Genomic DNA, 19,346 nt, shown 5'->3' with positions numbered 1-19,346 from the left:
GTTTCAGGTGACAGCGTTTGCGTATCCTCGCGATCCGGGGCGAGAACCTCGCGAGCCTCGCGGCCCCCTTCGAAGTCGATCTCGCGGCCGGGCCCATCGCCGCCACGGGCATCTTCGCCATCACGGGCGAGACCGGGGCGGGCAAATCGACCATCCTCGATGCCCTGTGCCTCGCCCTCTACGGGCGCTATCCCCGCGTCAGCGCCGGGCGGCGGGAGGATACGCCGGACCCGAGCGGCGAGGTCGTCAGTTCGAGCGACGGGCGGGCCATCCTGCGGCGCGGGGCGGCACAGGGCTGGGCCGAGGTGGATTTCGTCGGCCAGGACGGCGTCGCCTACCGGGTGCGGTGGGAGACCCTCCGCGCCCGCGGCAAGGCGGACGGGCGCCTCCAAGCCGACCGGCGCACCCTGCACCGCCTGGATGACGGCAGCGCCGTGGAGGGCGGCAAGAAGACCGCCGTGACGGCCGCCGTCGAAGCGCTGACGGACCTCACCTTCGAGCAGTTCCGCCGCACCGTGCTCCTGGCGCAGGGCGAATTCGACGCTTTCCTGCTCGCGGCCGAGGGCGAGCGGGGGGAGCTCCTCGAGAAGATCACCGGCACGGGCATCTACACGGAGATCTCGAAGCGGGTCCATGCCGGCACCGAGGCCGAGCGCGCCGCCCTCAGGGTTCTGGAAACCCGCCGCGACGCCGTCGGCCTCCTCGACGCCGAGGCGCGGGCGGAAATCCTGGCCGAGCGCACCGCGATCACCGAGGCCCTCGCCGGCCTGTCGGCGCATCAGGCCAGCCTGCAGGGTGCCCTCGACGGCGCCGCACGCCTCGCCGCGGCCCGCGTCCAGGTGACCATCGCCGAAGCCCGCCTCGCCGAGGCCGAGGCCATCGCGGCGGCGGCCGGGGCGGAACGCCTGCGCCTCACCGAACTCGATGCCGTCGAGCCCCTGCGCGGGGCCTGCGATGCCGTCGCCGCAACCCGGAGCGAGGTCGAGGCAGCCGACCTCGCCCGCGCGGCGGCGCGGGCGAGCCTCGCCGAGGCCGAGCCCCGTGCCGAACTGACGGCGGAGGCCCAGCGCCAGGCCCGGGTGCAGGACGAGGCCGCCGAGGTCGCGTTCAAGGCCTTCGGACCGGTCTGGACCGAGGCGGCCAACCTCGACAGCGTCATCGGCGAAGCCCACCGCGAGGCCGAACGGTCCGAGGCCGAGGCGAAGGCCGCCGCCGACGGGGCCGAGGCCGCCGAAGCCCATCTGAGCGATCTGCGGAGGCGTCACGACGCGGCCGAGGCCGCCCGTGCGGAGGCGTCGGCCCGGCACGAGGCGGATCGGGGCGGCGCTTACCTCGCGGGCCGGGCCGACGAGGTCGCGGCCCTGTTCGGCCAGCGCGCCACCCTCCGGTCGGACCTCGCCGCCGTCACCGGGGAGCGGGAGCGGGCGCGGACCGATGCGGCCCGCGGAACCGGCATGATCGCCGAGGCGGACGTGCGGGTCCGCGAGGCGCGGGATGCGCGCGCGCGGACGCTGGCCCAACGCCTGGAGCGCATGACCGCCCTCGAAGCCCTCGGCGAGGCGGCGGCGCGCACGCGGGCGGCGACCCTCGACCGGTTCTCCGAGCCCCTGCGCGAGGCCCTGCCCCTGGTCCGGCGCCACGCCGAGGCCCGTCTCGCGGCGGCCACGGCCGACGCCGAGGCCGTGGCCGCACGGGAAGCCCTGGCCGCGGCGGACGCGGACGCGGCCTCCGCCCAGCGACGCGAGGCCGAAGCCATGGGCGCGCGCCGGGAAGTCGCCGCCATGGCCGAGCGCGCCGAGGCGAGCGTGTCCGAGCGGGCGGCCCATCTGCGCAGCCTCCTCGTCCCGGGCGAGCCCTGCCCGGTCTGCGGCGGCACCGCGCATCCGCACGCCGACGCGGACGATGCCCTGGGCCGGCAGGCCGAGGCGTTGCGCGCCCGGCGCACCGAACTCGACGCGGCCCTCGCCGAGGCCGGCGCCGCCCGCACCCGCGCGGCTGGGGCGGGCGCCGGAGCGGCGGCCCGCCACGCCGAGGCCGTGCGGGCGGGGGAGGCCGCGCGGACCGGCCTCGACCGGACCGCCCGCGCCTACGAGGCCCTGCACCCGGCCCTGGTGACCGGCGGCACCGAAGCCGGGATCGCCCCGCCGGTCTCGGCCGCCCTCACCCCGGATGCCCATGACGCCCTCACCGCCCTTGCGGAGGCGACGCGGGCGGCGAGGCAGTCGCTCACCGGCACCCTGAGCGCCGCCGAGACCCTGCGCGGCGAGATCGACAGCCTCGGCCGGGCCGCCGAAGCGGCAGGCGCCCAGATGGAAGCCGCCGAGGCCGCAACGGCCGAGGCACGCATCGCCCTGCAAGCCGCGGAACTCGCCGCCGAGCGCGCGCAGACCCGGGCCGGCGCCCTGGCCGAGCGGACCGAAACCCTCGGACACGACGCCGCCCCGGCCCTCGCCGCCGCCGGCCTGACCCTCGCCGACCTCGACCGCGACGGCACGGCGGCCGCCCGGCGCGTGATGGCGGTCGCCGCCGGGCACCGGACCTTGAGCGAGCGCCGCCTCGCCCTGGAGCACGAGGTCCGGACGCTTTCCGTCGACATGGCCGGAGCCGTGGCGGCCCTCGCCGGCGCCGTGGCGGTCCATGACACCGCGAAAACCGCTCTTCAGGCCCGGACCGCGACCCTCGCGGAAACCCGGGCCCGGCGGGCGCCCCTCCTCGGCGGCGAGGAGACATCGGCGCACCGGACCCGGATCAACAAGGGTCGCGTCGCGGCGAATCTCGGCCTGAAGGCCGCCGTGGAGGCGAATCTCGCCGCCGTGACGGCGCTGGCCGGGGCGCGCAGCACCGCCGAACACGCGACCACCCGGCGGGAAACCGCCCTCGCCCGACACGCGGCGGCTCGGTCCGCGTTCGCGACGGCGTGCGGGGCGCGGGCACCGGAGGCGGTGGCCGCCCTCCTGGCACAGGCGCCGGAGATCCGGGCCGGCCTGCGGCGGGCGGCCGATGCGCGCGCCCGGGAGATCGACGACGCCACGGCGGCGCTGGCCACCCGCCGGGCCGACCGCGACGCCTATCTCACGGGTCCCGAGATCGATGTCGTGGCAACCCAGGCCGAGGCGGAGGCGGGTGCCGAGGCCATGGCGCGGCATCAGCAGCGCCTCGGCGCCATCGCGGCGGATCTTGCCCGCGAAGAGGCGGCGCGGGCCCAGGCCGCCGGCCTGGAGGCGCAGATCGGTACGGCGCGCGCTGAATTCGAGACCTGGGATGCCGTCAACGACGCCATCGGCTCGGCGGGGGGCGACAAGTTCCGACGCTTTGCGCAAGGCGTGACCCTCGAGCACCTCGTCCACCTCGCCAACGCACAGCTCGCCGCCCTGAGCCCGCGCTACCGCCTCGCCCGCGGTGCCACCACGGATCTCGCCCTCCACGTCCTCGACCGCGATATGGGGGATCACCTGCGCGCCACCCGCAGCCTGTCGGGCGGCGAGCGCTTCCTCGTCTCCCTGGCCCTGGCGCTGGCCCTCTCGGGGCTGGAGGGCCGGGATTCCTTCGTCGACACCCTGTTCATCGACGAGGGCTTCGGGTCGCTCGACGCCGAGACCCTGGATCTCGCCGTCGATGCCCTCGAGACGCTCCAGGGCCGGGGCCGCAAGGTCGGCGTCATCACCCACGTGGCGGCGATGATCGAGCGCATCGCCGTGCAGGTCCGGGTGGAGAAGCGCGGCAACGGCCGCAGCGTGGTCAGCGTCGTGGATGCCGGAATGCCCGCGCCCTAGTCAGCCCATGTGTTGAGCGGCAACTGCACCGGTTTGCGGCAGGCGATCGGCGCGTCCGAGATGCGCGGGGCGTCCCGAGACCCGTTTCGTGGACGTCCGGCCGCCCGTGCCGTGTCTGGCACGGGCGATGCTTGCCAGTTCCCGCTGCCGTCACGGCGGCAGGCGGGGCAACGGCGCCCCGCGAGGCGGACGGCGCGAGTCCGAATCCCTTGGCATGAGCGGCCGCGCGACGCGCGGGACCCGCGAACCTCGAGACGAGCACTCCATGGCCAGTTTCAAGACCGTGATGAAATCCGGTCATCCCCCGACCCTGTTCGCCGCGTTCCTCTACTTCGATTTCTGCTTCGCGATCTGGGTCCTGAACGGCGCCATGGGCCCGTTCATCACCGAGACCTACGGGCTCAGCCCGGCCCAGACCGGCTTCATGATCTCGCTGCCGATCCTGGCCGGGGCGATCATGCGCTTTCCCCTGGGCATCCTCGCCCAGTATATCGGCCGCAAGAACGCCGCGGTGACCGAGATGTCGATCATCATGGCGTCGATGGCCTACGGGTTCTTCTTCGTTCACACCTACAACGACGTGCTCGCCATGGGCGTGCTCCTCGGCATCGCCGGCGCCTCGTTCGGCGTCGCCCTGTCGCTGGGGTCGGGCTGGTTCCCGAAGGAGCACAAGGGCCTCGCCATGGGCATCGCGGGGGCCGGCAATTCCGGCACCGTGCTCGCCGTGCTGTTCGCGCCGCCGCTGGCCCAGGCCTATGGCTGGCAGACGGTCTACGGCTTCGCCGGCTGCGTCATGGCGATCCCCCTCGTGGTGATGATCGTGCTCGCGAAGGAGCCGCCGGATGCCGAGCACCAGTCCTTCAAGGAGCACGTCTCCTGCCTGTTCCAGAAGGACGGCTGGTCGTTCAACCTCATCTACATCATCACCTTCGGCGGCTTCATCGGCCTGTCGAACTTCCTGCCGACCTTCTTCTACGAGCAGTTCGGGGTCACCAAGGTCGAGGCCGGGCGCCTGACCATGCTGGCCGCCCTGATGGGCTCGGGCATCCGGGTGGTGGGCGGATACTTCGCCGACCGTATGGGCGGCATCCTCGTCCTGTCCGTGGTGCTGCTCGCCGCCGTCGCGTCGTTCCTGCTGCTCACGGCCACGCCGTCCCTCGTCGTCACCACGGGGCTGTTCATGCTGTGCTTCGCCGCCCTCGGGGCCGGCAACGGCGCCCTGTTCCAGCTCGTCCCCCTGCGCTGGCCGGCGAACACCGCTGTGGCGGGCTCGATGATCGGCGAAGTCGGGGCCCTCGGCGGCGCGATCCTGCCCAACGTCATGGGCCTGTCGAAGCAGTACACCGGCTCCTTCGCCTACGGCTTCGTCGGCTACGCCGTGTTCGCGGCGGTGGTGCTCGGCTGCCTGCTCCTGTGGCAGCGCAAGTGGGTCGGCACCTGGGTCGGGCCCCGCGGCAAGGTGTTGGACCCGGCCCCCGTCGAAGCGGCCAAAACCGGGCGCCTCGATCCCGTGACCGTCTGAAGCCTGAGCCGGACTACGCAGCTTCGAAGCGGGGACCTCCGGGTCCCCGTTCTCGTTCGCGCGCCGTCAGAGGGTTTCGCCCGCCACCAGGGCAAAGGTGAGGACATCGACGGACGCCGCGCCGGCGCGCAGGAGCGCACGGGACGCGGCATTGGCGGTGGCCCCGGTGGTGGCGACATCGTCGATGAGGAGGACGCGCCGGCCCTGGAGCTTCGGCCGGGCCGCCTCCCGCACCCGGAACGCGCCCTGAAGGTTGCGGGCGCGGGCGGCCCGCGACAGGCCGACCTGCGAGCGGGTCGCCTTCACGCGGGCAAGCGTCCGGGTGTCGGCGGGCAGGCCCGTGAGCGCGGCGATGCCCTGGGCGAGCAGGGCCGCCTGGTTGAAGCGCCGCCGCCACAGGCGCCAACGGTGGAGCGGCACCGGCACGAGGCAATCGGCCTGCCCCAGGAGTTCGGCCCCGGCGGTGGCCATCATGCGGGCCAGGGTCGGGGCGAGATCGAGGCGGTCGCCGTACTTGAAGCGGTGAACGAGGTCGCGGGCGAGGCCATCGTAGAGCACCGCGGCCCGTGCCCGACCGAAGACCGGCGGCTCGGCCATGGCCCGGGGCGAGAGCAGCGGGCCGGCGCCGTGATCGACGGAGAACGGCGTGCCGAGGCGCTGGCAATAGGGCCGCTCGATGAAGCGCAGTTGCGCCCAGCAGGCCGGACACAGGGCGTGGGGCTGCGCCGTGGCGGCTCCGCAGCCCGGGCAGGTCGGCGGATAGACGAGGCCGAGGGCGGCACCCCACGTGAGGCGCAGGCCGGTGGCGAGCTGGCGGATCGCGGCAATCATGCCGCGAACCTTATGCGATGTTCTACTTCTGCGCGACCGCCCCGTGGGCGGTCGCGCGGTATTCTCAGCGGGCCGGGGGCTGGGCCTGCTGCTGGCGGTCGCGCTTGTTCGCCTGGTGGCGCCCGACAGCACAGCCCGCCGCCGCACCGAGGACGCCGTGGCCGGCGACATGCCCGGCCACGCCGCCGACGGCCGCGCCCTTGAGGCAGCCCTTGGCCTCGGCGCCCGTGGTGGCCACGAGGGCCGTCAGGGCGAGGGCCGTACCGAACAGAATCGACTTCATGACGTGGATGCCTTCCGATGGATTCGTGGGAGACAGAACATCCGGGGCGACACCGGCGTTCCGTCCGCGGAAGCGTTCCATCGTCGCGCGCGCTGGTCCCGCCAGGGCCCGCGCGCCATGTTAACGAATCGATCCTCGACGCCCCGGACCCGATGACGCGACCGCCGCCCCTGTTCGACACCGCCCTGGCCCGCACCCGTCTCGCCCGGGCGCGCCGCGCCGGCCATGCCGATTTCCTCGTGACGCGCGTCTGCGACGACCTCGACGACCGCCTCGGCGCGGTCCTGCGGCGGTTCCCGCAGGCCCTCGACCTCGGGACACCGACGCCGGACGCCGCCCTGCGCCTGGCGGCGGGGGGACGCTGCGACGCGGTCCTGCGCCTGTCGCCCCTGGTGGAGGCGACGCCGGGCGTGGCGGTCGCCGTGGGCGATCCCGAGGCCCTCCCCGTCGCCCCCGCCACCGTCGACCTCGCCGTGTCGCTCCTGGCCCTCCAGCACGTCAACGACCTGCCCGGGGCCCTGGCGCAACTGCGCCGTGCCCTGAAGCCGGACGGATTGTTCATCGGCTGCCTTCTGGGCGGGCGCAGCCTGACGGAGTTGCGCCAGGCCTTCGGGCAGGCCGAGAGCGAAATCGAGGGTGGCGTCAGCCCGCGCGTCGCGCCGTTTGCCGAGGTGCGCGAGATGGGCAGCCTCCTGCAGCGGGCGGGCTTCGCCCTGCCGGTGACGGATATCGAGACCGTCACCGTGCGCTACGCCGATCCCTTCGCCCTGATGCGCGACCTGCGCGCCATGGGGCTGACCAACGTGCTGACCGAGCGACGCCGCACGCCCCTGCGCCGGACCACCCTGATGCGGGCGGCGGCCATCTACGCCGAGCGCTTCGCCGATCCGGATGGGCGCCTGCGCGCCACCTTCGAGATCCTGTGGCTCTCGGGCTGGGCGCCGCACGCGAGCCAGCAGGTGCCGCTCAAGCCCGGCAGCGCCCGCACCCGCCTCGCCGCGGCGCTCGGCACCACCGAACACGACCCCATGCGGAGTCCCTCATGAAGCAGCCCGGGCCCGAGCATCCCATCACCATCACGCCCCATGCCGGCCGCGTCCGCGTGCGGGTCGGCGGCGTGACCGTGGCCGAGACCGGTGCCGCCCTGGTCCTGACCGAGGCGGCCTATCCGCCGGTGTTCTACATCCCCCGCGCCGACGCGCAGTGGCACCACTTCGTCCCGAGCGCCCGCCGGAGCCATTGCCCGTACAAGGGCGAGGCCGGCTATTTCAGCCTGTCCGTCGATGGCACCGAACGGCCCGACGCCGTGTGGAGCTACGCGGATCCCTATCCGGCGGTGGCCGCGATCCGCGATCACCTCGCCTTCTATCCCGACCGGGTCGATGCCATCGAGGTCGTGCCGTAGGCCGGACGCCTCCTACCAAATCCGGTTGATCCCTTCGGGATGGCGAATTTGGGCTTCGCTCAAGCGCCGCGCGGGCTTCGTGATCCCTCAGCCGCTTCGATCAAGCGGCCGCCGGATCACTCGCGCACCTGGGACCAGAACGCAGCCTTGCGGCCGTGGGCCTTGCGCAGGCCGGCGCGGTACTCCGCATGGTTCGGCATCAGGGTGCCGGGATCGAGGCGGGCGTCGAGGGCTTCCAGGGTCGAGAGGTGGCGCGCGCCGTGCCCGTAGGCGGCCGAGCGTCCGCGCTCGAGGATATCGTCGACGAGGAGGCGGTAGAGGCGGGCCGCGGCCAGGGGCTCGCTGGCTTCCAGGGCCTCGGCCGCCGGCACCAGGATCTCGTAGCGGCCCCCGTCCCAGGCGTGTTCGGCGACGAGGCGGGCGGCGCGATCGGGTTTCGGCCAGTGGGTGAAGAAGTGCAGGGCCCGGTACGGGTCGGGATGGGCGGCGGCATGGGCGAAGGCGCGCTCCAGGGCGTCCTCGTCCTCGAAATCCGGCAGCTTGGCGAGATGCGCCCGCAGCATCCCGGCGTCCAGGCTGCGCGCGAACTGCCCCCAGCGCAGGCCCTGCGCCTCCGACCCCCGCCCCAGGGCGTCGAGGATGCGGATCTCGAGGTCGATCCGGGCGCGGTCGGGCGCCTCCGGATCGAACTGTCCGGTGACGATCTGCTCGCGGGTGACGACGACGAGGCCGCGTTTCTGCGGGCGGCGCACCCAGTCGAGGGCCTCATCCAAGCGCCCCGCCCCGAGAAGGCGTTCGGCGATCGCCGTCCGCTCCGGGTGTTCGGGCGCGGCCTCGCACTCCAGGGCGATGAAGGCATCGACGTCACCGCGCCGGTCGGCGAGCCTCTGGCGCAGGCGTAAGGTCCGCCTGCGCTCCAGCTGCAGGGCCCAGGCCTGGGCGCCCCCGGCCTTGACCGGACGCGGCGGCAGGGCAGCGGCCAAGCCCGAATCGAGGGACGCGAGGGCGGCCTCGGGCAGGTCCGGGATCAGGGCGTAGAGCAGATCCTCGACGAGGCCGTGCTCGTCCGCCGCCAGCATCGGGACGAGGCGCTCGGCGAAGGCCGCCGCCTCGGCGGGCGCGAGGCCCTTGCCCAAGGTCGCGGCGGCCTCGGCCGCGCGGTCGAAGACGCCGTGGACCTGCCCGCTCGAATCGTCGACCCGCGCCAGCACGCCCGGCGCGGCGGCGAGGAAGCGCAGCAGCCGGTCAAGGCCGGCCCGCGCGTCGAGGGGGGCGAGTTCGGCCACGACGGTGGTGAGCGTGGCATCGAGGTCGGCCGCGAAGGCGCGGCGCTTCTGCCAGTCGATGTAGCCGCTCGCCCGCTCCAGGGCCGTGAGGCGCCGGTCGATGAGGGCCGCGACGGCATCGGGCCCCTGGAGCCCGGCCACCGCCGCCGTGACCAGCTTCCTGAAGGCCGGGTTGCGCCCGGTCTCGTCCAGCACGAGGCGGATCAGCCGCTCCAGGCCGAGTTCGGTCAGGGTCTCGGGGCTCGGCGCGGTCTTTCGCGAGGCGCGTTTGGGCTTCGAGGCCGGTTTGGCCGTCGCCTGCTTCGTTTCCGCCTTGCGCGCCATACCGCGTCGCCTCCCATCAGAGCCGAAAGGTGTCGCGGGCGGCCCGCACCATCAAGGCCCCGGGGACCCTTCAGGGTCCCAGCAGATCGATGAGGAACGGGATCAGGGGCGCGTCGGCGGGCGGCATCGGCTGATCCCTAAGGTCGCGCGGGCGCACCCATTTCAGGGCCTGCCCCTCCATGGACCGGGGAATCCCCTCCCAGCGCCGGCAGACGTAGAGCGGCATGAGAAGGTGGAAGTCGGGATAGGCGTGGCTCGCGAAGGTGAGCGGCGCGAGGCAGGCCTCCTTCACGGCGATACCGAGCTCCTCGTGGAGTTCGCGGATCAGAGTCTCCTCCGGGCGCTCGCCGGGATCGACCTTGCCGCCGGGGAACTCCCACAGGCCGGCGAGCTGCTTGCCCGGCGGGCGCTGGGCCAGGAGCACCCGTCCGTCCGTATCGACGAGGGCCACGGCGACGACGAGGAGGATGCGCAGGGGAGCGATCGCAGGCCCGCTCATATCTTGAGACGGACTCATGTCTTGAGACCGGGTCATGGGGCGATGGCGAAGGTGGCGGACACGTCGGCCGCCGTCTCGATGGTGCCGGCGACGAGAGGCACGCGGACGTCCCTGGCCTTGGAGCGCATCGCCATCGGGGCGGGCATCGGCAGATCGGGCGACGAACCGGACGCCGCCGGCGAGCGGATGGCGACGACGCGCCCGAGGGTGACGCCGGCCGCCTCGGCGAGACGCGCGGCTTGCGCGGTCGCGTCCTTCATGGCGGCGACCCGCACGGCCGCCTCGGCGGCGTCGGGATCGCGCAGGCCGAAGCTGACGCCCTCGATTCGGTTGGCCCCGGTCTCGAGGGCGCGCCGCATGAGATCGCCGAGGCGGCCCATGTCGGCGAGCCGCAGGCGGACGGTGTTGGCTGCCCGGTAGCCGTCGGCCCGCTCGGTCATGGAGCCGTCGGGCTGGCGCACGCTGCGGGTCACGGGCTGAAGGGTCACCGCCGTGGTGCCGATGTCGGCCTCCGGCACCTTGAAGGTCTCGGCGAGCGCGATGAGCCCCTTGGCGGCCGCGCTCGCCGCGTCGAGGGCGACGGCCGGGGTCGCGCCCTTGGCCTCGACGCCGATCTCCACCGAGGCGAAATCGGGCGGCGTCTCGGCCCTGGCCCGGCCGACGACGTGAATGCGGCCGTCCTTCAGAGCGGACGCGTCCTCGGCGCGGGCGGGGACGAACCAGACGGTGGCCAGGGCGGCCAGGGCCAGGGTGCCGGCGCGGGCGCTCACGAGCGGTAATCCCCGTTGATGGCGATGTACCCTTGCGTCAGATCGCAGGTCCAGACGCGGGCGGCCCCCTCGCCGAGGCCGAGTTCGACCCGGATTTCGATGTCGGACTCGCGCATGACGGCGCTGGCTGCATCCTCGCTGTAATCGGGGTCGCGGGCGCCCTCGCGGGCGACGCGGACATCGCCGAACCAGATGGCGAGGCGGTCGCGGTCGGCCGGCTCGCCGGCCTTGCCCACCGCCATCACCACCCGGCCCCAGTTGGCGTCCTCGCCGGCCACCGCCGTCTTCACCAGGGGCGAGTTGGCGATGGACATGGCGATGCGGTGAGCCGAGGCGTCGCTCGTGGCGCCCTCCACCCGCACGGTGACGAACTTGCGCGCGCCCTCGCCGTCCTTGGCCACGAGCTGGGCCAGCTCCACCAAGAGATCGTCGAGCTTGTCCCGGAAGTCGGCCAGGCGCGGGTCGGCCGCGTCGGTGACGGGCGCGTTGCCCGCCGCACCCGTGGCGAACAGCATCAGGGTGTCGGAGGTGGAGGTGTCGCCATCCACCGTCACGCAGTTGAAGCTTTTCGCAGTTCCGGCGGTGAGTAGAGCCTGCAATACGGCCTGCGGCAGGGCGGCGTCGGTGAAGGCGAAGCTCAGCATCGTCGCCATGTCGGGGGCGATCATGCCGGCGCCCTTGGCGATGCCGTTGAGGGTCACCACCGTGCCGTCGATGCTGGCCCGGCGGGTGGCGAGCTTCGGAAACGTGTCGGTGGTCATGATCGCCTGGGCCGCCGCCGCCCAGGCGGCCGCGCCGCCCTCCGTGCGGGCGGCGCAGGCGGCGAGCACGCCCTCGAATTTGGTGGCGTCCAGGGGCTCGCCGATGACGCCCGTGGAGGCGATGAACACCGCTTCGGGCGCACACTCAGCGGCCCGCGCCGCGATGGCGGCGGTCAGCTCCACGGCCTCCCGGCCCCGCGCGCCGGTGAAGGCGTTGGCATTGCCGGAATTCACCACGAGGGCCCGCGCGCCCGCGCTGCCCAGGGCGTGCCGGCACCAATCCACCGGGGCGGAGGGGCAGCGCGAGCGGGTGAACACGCCGGCGGCCTCGGTCCCTTCGGCCAGGGCGACGTAGAGCACGTCCGTGCGCCCGGAATAGCGGATGCCGGCCTGCGCCGTGGCGAGCCCGACCCCGGCGATGGCGGGGAGGTCCGGCTGGTGCCGGGGGGCGAGGGGCGAGACGGGAACGGTCTTGGCGGATGCCATCGGTGCGGGTCTCCGGCTGTCGGTCGCCTCGGGCGAGGGAGATCCCGGGCGAAGAAGGTCCCGGGCGCTGTGCCGGTTGGTGATTCCGGCGGCCGGGCGGTGTTGCCCCGGCCCCGCCCGCCCCGTCAACGGGGTCGACGACAAGGGAACGACTTCGCCGGACGAAGAATTGCCCTAGCAACAGCCGTCCGGGAAAGCGCGCGGTGGGCTTGTGTCGTGGGCCCGGCGTGGCTTAGCATGTTGCGATGCAACCCATTCGAGGTGACGATCACGGTATGGCCAGGCGCACATGGGGAGCCCCGACCATGGAACAGACCGCCTCGTCCGGTGGCGCCTACGGTGTCCAGGTTCTGATCGCAGGGCGCCAGAAGCACTGGCGTGACGATGTCGCCGCCCAGATCCGCCGCGCCGGCTACGCCACCACCACGGTCGATTGCGGGGTCGACGCCATGACCGTCCTGGCGCTCGGCCTGCCCGTGGACGTTCTCGTCACGGATCTCGGCCTCACGGGCGAACTCGGGTGCGTGAAACTCGCCCTGGAGGCCCGCGCCCTGCGTCCCGATCTGCGCATCGTCTTCGCCAGCGACGTTCCCCACGCGACCGTCGAGGCCACGGGCCTCGACACGGGAGAACTCTACGTGGTGGAGGCCGAGCGCACGGACGCCGTGGCCATCACCGTCCGCGAGGCCCTCGGCACCCGGGCCTGATTCGCCGACCCGCCCGCGCGTCGCGCGCACCGGCGGCTCTCGTCACGCCGCCAGCCCCTTGAGCGCGCGGGCGCGTTCATCTTCGGTCAAACGACGCAGGGTCGGACCCGAGGTCCAGACCAGCATCGGCACGATGCGCCGGCCCGGGAAGATCTGGGCGAGGAGGGCGGCGTAGAGCGCGATCTGCCCGGCATCCGCATCCGACAGGGGCGCATCCTCGGCCGGCGGGCGACCGGTCTTGAAGTCGGCGACCACCACCGTCTCGGGTCCGACCGCGAGGCGATCGACGCGGCCGAAGACCGGGCGCTCGGTCCCCTCGACCACGACACGGCCCGACAGGGTCACCTCCGCCCTGGCATCCCGCGCGAACAGGGGCGCGAGATCCGGCTCATCGAGGAGCCGCATCGTGGCGGCCACGATGGCTTTTCGCGCGGCGTCCTCGAGGGTCGGCGCGCGGGCGCGCACGAAGCGGGTCGCGGCTTTCCTGCGCAGTGCCGGGTCGAGGCGCGGCAGGTGCTCGATGAGCGAATGGATCAGCACGCCCCGGCGCCGGGCCTGGGCATCGCCCTGGCGCCGGCCGGGCGTGCGCTGGGAATCCGCCGCGCCGAGCGCACCGGAGGGGCTCACGGGCGGGGCGGGCTCGGTCTCGTCCGGCGCGGGTGTTTCGAGCCACGGCGGCACGGCGTCCGCCTGGGCCGGCGCGGCGGCGGCGGAGGCGGGGGCCGCGGCGGCACCGCCCTCGTGCCAGAGGGTGACGGGGCCGTAGGGCCGCTCCATCGCGGTGCCCGGACCGATATCCTCCTCGACGCCACGCCGGATCATCTCGCACCAGGCGGTCTCGCCCCCGGTCTCGTGCCCGCGATAGGGGGCGACGACGAGGCGATCGGCGGCCCGGGTCATGGCCACGTAGAGCAGGCGGTGGTGCTCCTCGCGGGCGCGGGCCTGGAGGCCGGCCCGCGCCGCGCCGATGGGTTCGCTGTCATAGGTCTTGGCGCTCGACCAGACCGGCGGCAGCCCCCCCGCCAGGGTGAAAAGCGGCGGATCGTTGCGGCCGAGGGGCTCGCTGCCGTCGATGATCACCACGAGGGGCGCCTCCAGGCCCTTGGCCCCGTGGACGGTCATCACCCGGACCTCGTCGCGGCCGGATTCGAGGTCGCGCTTGACCGTGTGCCCGGCCTCGCCGCGCCCCGGCACCGTGGCGTAGCGGGCAAGGAAGCCTCCGAGGGAGGACGCCTCGCCGGCCTGCTCGGCCTGGGCGGCGGTGGCGAGGAACACGTCGATGGCGTCCCCGGCCTCGCCGCCGAGCCGGGAGACCAGGGCGCGGCGCCCGCCATGGGCGCCGAGGATGGCGGCGTAGAACGCGAACGGGCCTTCGCAGGCGGCCAGACGGATCCACAGGCGCAGGGCGTCCCGGCCCCGGATCGCGGCGGGATCGCCGGCGGCGGCGTGGCGGGCCAGCGCATCCTCGAGGGTCTCGGACTCCTCCCGCCGGGCGGCGATGCGCACGAGGTCGTCGTCGTCGAGGCCGACGAGGGGTGTCTTCAGGGCCCCCGCGAGGGTCAGGTCGTCGGCGGGCAGGAGGCCGGCCCGCCCCACCGCCACGAGGTCGTTGACGGCGATGTGGGCGGCGATGTCGAGGCGGTCCTGGCCGGCCACGGGCACGCCCAGTCCCTTCATGGCGCGGATCACCTCCTCGAACGCCACCGAGCGCTTGCGCACCAGGATGAGGATGTCGCCCGGACGCCAGACCCGGCCGGTCTCGTCGCCCGTGGTGATCCAGGTCGCGGCCGCCTGTGCCACGCGCCGCGCGGTGACGACCGCCGGGGCGCTGGCCTCGGGCGCATCCACGGGGGCGGCCCAGGCATCGGGGTCCGCCTCGGCCTGCGGCTCGGCGACGGGCCAGAGTTCGAGGGCGCCGGGGGCGGTCGCCCGCGCGGTAGTGTGGACGGTGCCGATTCCGGTATCCTCGAACGACAGCCCCTCGTAATGCTCGGGAACCTTGAAAGTTGCATCCACCGCCCCGAGGACGCCCCGGGTCGAGCGGAACGACAGGGTGAGGTGGACGTCCTCGAACGGCAGGTCGGCGGCGGCGGCGGCCTTGATCCATTCCCGCCGGGTGGTCTCGAACTCGCGGGGCTCGGCGCCCTGGAAGCTGTAGATCGACTGCTTGGGATCGCCCACGGCAAAGCGTGTCCGCGCGACCTCGCGGGCGCCCGCGCCGGCGGCGAACTCGGCGGTGATCCGGCGCAGGATCTCCCATTGAAGCGGGTTGGTGTCCTGCGCCTCGTCGACGAGGACGTGGTCGATGCCCCGGTCGAGCTTGTACAGGACCCAGGCGGAATCGACCCGGGCCAGGAGATCGAGGGTCTTGTGGATCAAATCGTCGAAGTCGAGGGCGCCGAGGCGCGCCTTCTCGGCCTCGACCCGACGGTGGATCTCGGCCGCCAGGGTGAACAGGGCGCGGGTGCGCTCCAGGGCGAGCACGCCGCGTAAGGAATCGTCGAGGGGCGCGATCCGGTCGCGCTCGTCGGCGAGGGCCTGGCGGGCCTCTTCCGGCACCGCCTTGGTGCCGAGACTCCGGTCGGCCTTCGGGCTGCCGTCCTTGGTGAAGAACACCGCGCGATACGCCTCGACCCGTCCGGGTCCCTCGGTGGCCTCGGCCTCCAGGAGCTTGTCGGCCAGCCCCTCGTCGGTGGATTTGCCCGTGCGCAGGCGGGCGGCGAAGTCCGTGAGATCGCCGAGCCCGCCCGCGAGGATGCGGGCCTCGACGGCGGCCACCGTCTCGCCGGCCTTGAGGTCGAGGGCGCTGGCGAGGGCGGCGAACGACCGTTCGAGCCCGCCGCGCTGCGCGAACACGCCCCGCGCGCGCAGGGCCGTGCGGATCGTCCGGCGCAGGATGTCGCCCGTTGCCTCGGCGCTGACGATGGCCCAGGCCGCCGCGAGGTCCCGATCCGCGCGCGCCGAGATCGCCTCGGCGTAGACCGCGTCCACCGCCGCCGCGAAGGCCGCGTCCGCGTGGTCGTCGTCCAAGACCTCGAAGCGGGCCGGGACGTTGGCCTCGAACGGGAACATGTGCAGCAGGCGCTCGCACAGGGCGTGCAGGGTCTCAATCTTGAGCCCCCCCGGCGTCTCCACCGCCCGGGCGAACAGGCGCCGCGCCGCCCGCAGCGTCTCTCGCGAGGGCGGTGCGCCCGTGAGCGCCGTCAGTTCCTGCGTCAGGGTGGGCGCGTCGAGGGTGACCCAGCGGCCGAGCACCCGGAACACCCGGATCGACATGTTGGCGGCCGCCGCCTTGGTGAAGGTCAGGCACAGGATGCACGCCGGCGGCGCCCCGTCCAGCAGCAGGCGCACCACCCGGTCGGTGAGCACCTTGGTCTTGCCCGCCCCCGCATTGGCCGAGACCCAGGCCGAGGCGTGCGGATCGGCGGCCCGGCGCTGGGACGCCTGGGTGAGTTCGTCGACCACGAAGGCCTTCGGCGAATGGGCCGTCATCAGCCGTCTCCCTCGCCGCCGAGCGACCATTCGAGCACCCGGGCGAGGTGGTCGTAATCGCCGTAGGACTTGGCGAATTTCGGGTAGGGGCGCGACGTGTAGGCCGCCTCGCCGGTGAAGAAACGGGCGAGGAGGCCGCGCAGGCGGCCCTCGTGTTCGGAAACGATGGCGGCGACCTTGCGGTCATCGCCCTTCGGCGGCTTCACGGGGAGCGGCTCGAACGGTTTGCGCCCGCCGGACGCGTACACGTAGAGCAGGTCCGGCGTCACGGGCGTCCGGGGCAGTCCATCGAAGGCGCCGTGCAGGAGCATGGCCGCCTCCAGGGTGAGCTGCGGCGAGAAGCCGGCGAAGACCTCCTTGTTGCTCGGCGGCTGGCCGGTCTTGTAGTCGACGATGCAGGCGGTCCCGTCGCGGCCGAGCTCGATCCGGTCGGCGCGGGCGCGCAGGGTGAAGGTCTCGTTGCCCAGCGGGATCAGCCACTTGCCCGAGACTTCGCCGTGGACCCGGGTGAGACCGTCCCGGCGCGCGGTTTCCCAGTCGAGAAACCTGGAGGCGAGGCGTTCATAGCGCGGCCACCACTCGGCGTAGAGCGCAGGATACGTCCCGGAGATCGCAGCAAACTCCTTGGTGGCGATGGCCGCGAGTCGATCGTGCGCGACACCCGGCTCGGGCAGCGTCTCCGGAAAGGCCTGCGCGAACTTTCCCAAAATCTCGTGGATCAGGGTGCCGCGCTCGCTCGCGCCGGGCTGCGCCGCCACGGGCTCCAGGGGATCGAGGCCGAGCACGTGGCGGGCGAAGATCACGTAGGGGTCGCGCACCAGGGTCTCGATCTCGGTGACGCTCAGGGTGCGGGGGAACAGGGCCGGGTCCGGGCGGGGCTTGGGCTGGGAGAGGCGCGGCACCGGGCCGGCGCCCCGGTCGAGGTGGGCGGCATAGGCCGTGAACCGCCGGCCGCCCGCCACGGCCCGCTCCCAGCACGTCTCCCCGGCGAACGCGCGCAGGCGCTGGAGGAAGCGCGACGGCACCGTCGGCGCGCCCTCGCGCTTGGCCGCCCGGGTGATGACGGCGTCGCGATGGCCCAGGGCCTGGACGAAGTCGTGGGCGCTCTGGCCGATGCGGCGCTCGGGCGGGTTGAGGCCGACGCGCTCGCGCATGGGCCGGTTGAGGAAGGCGTCGGTGACCGTCTTCATCGGCCACACGCCCTCGTCGAGGCCGCCGAGGACGATGCGGTCGACGCTCATGAGCCGGGCCTCCAGGAGGCCGAGGATGCGCAGGCGCGGATGCGGGCGCCCGCCGCCGCAGGCCACGGGCCGTTCGGTGGTGAGGGCCGTGAAGAAGGCCGGGTAGTCGGAGAACTGTCCGGGAATCCGGAAGGGCGCGCCGGGCTTCATCTCGTCGGGGATTGCGGCGATGTCATCGAACAGGCTGTCGAGGACATCGAGGGAGGCGTCGTCGACGGGCTCGGATTCTCCCTCGGCCGGCGGGGCCAGCAGCGCCTCGACGGTGGCGCGGTGGCACGCGGCGTAGGCGACGAGGTTGCCGAGGCCGTCGTGGTCGGTCCGAAGGAAGCCGGCGAAGGCCGCCTCCAGGCGGGCGAGGATGTCGGCGGCGAGATCCCAGTCGTGGTCGACGAGGCGGCGCTTGGCCCGGGGCCGGCGTCCGGTGGCGCCGCGCTGATCGACCACCGCCCGGTGCAGGCCGACAAAGCCCGGCCCGGGGGCGGGACCGCGCAGGGCACCGATCTCCAGGGCGGCGGCGGCCCGGACCACCTCGCTCCGCGGCAGGCCGAGGCGCACGAACGGATGGGCCAGGAGGGTGATGATCCGGGCCGGCTGAAGGTCGGCGGCGCATTCGGCGGTGAGCCGCGCGAGGCGTCCGGCCCGGCTGCACGACAGGGCCTCGCCGGCGGAATCCTCGGCGACGATGCCCCAGCGGGCGAGCTCGGCCGCGACCCGGACGGCGAGGTTCCGGTCGGGGGTGACGAGGGCGGCGGTGGCGCCGGGCGTCTCCAGGGTTTCGCGCAGGGCGATGGCGATGCTCAGGGCCTCCTCGCGCTCGTCGGAGACCTCGACCACGGCGATCCCCGCCATGCCGGCCCCGCCGAGCAACAGGCGGGCCTCCGGGTCGAGGTCCGCCCAGGCCTCCGTGGTCTCGGCGGGCCGCAGGGCCTGCGAGAGCAGGTCCGCGCGGGCTTGGGCCGCCGCATCCGGGTCTCCGAGACCGGCGATCGCCCCGCGCGCGAGACCGAGGCCGGTCGGCCCGAGAAGCCGGTGCAGAATCGCCTGCGGGTGGCCGTGGGCGATCGTCTTGGCGCTGCCCTCGCCGGTCTCGATGGCATCCCAGCCGGCCGTGTCGAGGCGCGTGTCGAGGCCCGGCAGCACCACGGCGCCCCGGGGAAGCCCCCGCACCGCCGTGATGAGGCGGGTGGTCGCCGGGACGGAGCCCGTGGAGCCGGCCACGATCACCGGATCGGCCGGGCGCTCGCGGCGCAGGCGGTCGGCCTCCGCCACCAGCAATCGGCGCGAGCGCGCGACGGGGTCGCTCATGTGCCGCTCGGCGAGGATTCCGGGCCAGTGCTCGGCGGCGATCTTCACGAAATCCAGGGTCAGGCCGAAGTAGCGCGAGTACTCCACCTCGACGGCGCCGCCGATCTCCGCCCAGGGCAGCCCCTCGACGGTGAGGGCGTCCATGAGGCGTTCGAGGTCGGCGGCCAGCGCCACGGCGTCGGCGGGCGAGGACGGCACCAGGAAGGGCACGTCGTCGTCCATGGGCAGGAGGGTGCGGTCCACGGCCTCGGCCCATTGCTGGACGAGGCGGGCGAGGATCAGCCGGCGTTCCAGGGGCGGCATGGCGGGGGCGAGCACGTCCGGCCCGTTCTCGAGAAGCGGGGTCGTGGCGAGATCGAGTTCGGCCTCGTCGGCCTCGCCGAGGGGCACCATCCGGGGCAGGAGGGCGGCCCGGCCCAGGCGCTGGGCCAGCAGCGCCGAGAACGCCTTCGCGGCCCGGCGCGTCGGCAGGTAGAGGGTGACGGCGGCGAGGGCGAAGGGATCGTCCCCGAGGTCGCCCACGAGCCGGCCGGAGAGCAGGGCGTCGGCGAGGGTCGGCAGGAACGGTGCGCCGGGGGGGATGGTGAAGACGCGGGAGGGGCTGGCGGGCTCGTCGTCGCTCGTGTGCGTCAGCTCAGCCACCGTTGGCGTTCGTGGGACG

Annotated in this window: 13 protein-coding genes; 5 read left to right on the top strand and 8 right to left on the bottom strand. The window is 73.8% G+C overall.

Features of this window, described 5'->3' with window-relative positions; translation table 11 throughout:
* Window positions 1-17 precede the first annotated feature (17 nt).
* Together ASF28_RS09460 and ASF28_RS09455 are read left to right on the top strand one after the other, a co-directional pair.
* Window positions 18-3,773, top strand: coding sequence for an AAA family ATPase (locus tag ASF28_RS09460; protein ID WP_056090644.1), 3,756 nt, complete (start codon window positions 18-20; stop codon window positions 3,771-3,773).
* Window positions 3,774-4,038: 265 nt separating this feature from the next.
* Window positions 4,039-5,295: a nitrate/nitrite transporter gene (locus tag ASF28_RS09455; protein ID WP_056090640.1), complete on the top strand. Its 1,257-nt coding sequence runs from the start codon at window positions 4,039-4,041 to the stop codon at window positions 5,293-5,295.
* Between the two features lie 66 nt (window positions 5,296-5,361).
* Here ASF28_RS09455 and ASF28_RS09450 read toward each other — a convergent pair whose 3' ends face one another.
* Together ASF28_RS09450 and ASF28_RS09445 are read right to left on the bottom strand one after the other, a co-directional pair.
* Window positions 5,362-6,126: a ComF family protein gene (locus ASF28_RS09450; protein WP_056090639.1), complete on the bottom strand. Its 765-nt coding sequence runs from the start codon at window positions 6,124-6,126 to the stop codon at window positions 5,362-5,364.
* 64 nt (window positions 6,127-6,190) lie between these two features.
* On the bottom strand, window positions 6,191-6,409 hold the full coding sequence (locus ASF28_RS09445) for a hypothetical protein (protein WP_056090636.1): 219 nt from the start codon (window positions 6,407-6,409) through the stop codon (window positions 6,191-6,193).
* A gap of 152 nt (window positions 6,410-6,561) precedes the next feature.
* Here ASF28_RS09445 and ASF28_RS09440 point away from each other — a divergent pair, with 152 nt between their 5' ends.
* Window positions 6,562-7,455 (top strand): methyltransferase domain-containing protein, encoded by an 894-nt coding sequence (locus ASF28_RS09440; protein ID WP_056090633.1) that lies wholly within the window; start codon window positions 6,562-6,564, stop codon window positions 7,453-7,455.
* Entirely contained in the window at window positions 7,452-7,814 is a 363-nt protein-coding gene (locus tag ASF28_RS09435; protein WP_056090630.1) for a DUF427 domain-containing protein, read from the top strand. The genes ASF28_RS09440 and ASF28_RS09435 overlap by 4 nt, the downstream gene beginning before the upstream one ends.
* 116 nt (window positions 7,815-7,930) lie before the next feature.
* On the opposite strand, the gene ASF28_RS09430 is transcribed toward ASF28_RS09435, so the two are convergent.
* From ASF28_RS09430 to argJ, 4 genes are all read right to left on the bottom strand, one after another.
* Window positions 7,931-9,424, bottom strand: a complete 1,494-nt coding sequence (locus ASF28_RS09430; RefSeq protein WP_056090627.1) for a DUF6880 family protein — start codon at window positions 9,422-9,424, stop codon at window positions 7,931-7,933.
* Window positions 9,425-9,494: 70 nt separating this feature from the next.
* Entirely contained in the window at window positions 9,495-9,923 is a 429-nt protein-coding gene (locus ASF28_RS09425; protein WP_056090624.1) for a (deoxy)nucleoside triphosphate pyrophosphohydrolase, read from the bottom strand.
* Window positions 9,924-9,955: 32 nt separating this feature from the next.
* Window positions 9,956-10,693 (bottom strand): SIMPL domain-containing protein, encoded by a 738-nt coding sequence (locus ASF28_RS09420; RefSeq protein WP_244474939.1) that lies wholly within the window; start codon window positions 10,691-10,693, stop codon window positions 9,956-9,958.
* Window positions 10,690-11,940, bottom strand: a complete 1,251-nt coding sequence (gene argJ / locus ASF28_RS09415; protein ID WP_056090621.1) for a bifunctional glutamate N-acetyltransferase/amino-acid acetyltransferase ArgJ — start codon at window positions 11,938-11,940, stop codon at window positions 10,690-10,692. Before argJ ends, ASF28_RS09420 begins: the two co-directional genes overlap by 4 nt.
* A gap of 305 nt (window positions 11,941-12,245) precedes the next feature.
* Here argJ and ASF28_RS09410 point away from each other — a divergent pair, with 305 nt between their 5' ends.
* Entirely contained in the window at window positions 12,246-12,647 is a 402-nt protein-coding gene (locus tag ASF28_RS09410; protein WP_056090618.1) for a hypothetical protein, read from the top strand.
* 42 nt (window positions 12,648-12,689) lie between these two features.
* Here ASF28_RS09410 and addA read toward each other — a convergent pair whose 3' ends face one another.
* Together addA and addB are read right to left on the bottom strand one after the other, a co-directional pair.
* Window positions 12,690-16,139: a double-strand break repair helicase AddA gene (gene addA / locus ASF28_RS09405; protein WP_056090615.1), complete on the bottom strand. Its 3,450-nt coding sequence runs from the start codon at window positions 16,137-16,139 to the stop codon at window positions 12,690-12,692.
* Entirely contained in the window at window positions 16,139-19,327 is a 3,189-nt protein-coding gene (addB, locus tag ASF28_RS09400) for a double-strand break repair protein AddB (RefSeq protein ID WP_244474938.1), read from the bottom strand. Before addB ends, addA begins: the two co-directional genes overlap by 1 nt.
* Between the last annotated feature and the right edge of the window lie 19 nt (window positions 19,328-19,346).

Source organism: Methylobacterium sp. Leaf99, assembly GCF_001422375.1.
Classification (GTDB): Bacteria; Pseudomonadota; Alphaproteobacteria; order Rhizobiales; family Beijerinckiaceae; genus Methylobacterium.
The sequence above is the reverse complement of the archived record's forward strand: the minus strand, read 5'-3'. Positions and strand labels throughout refer to the sequence as shown.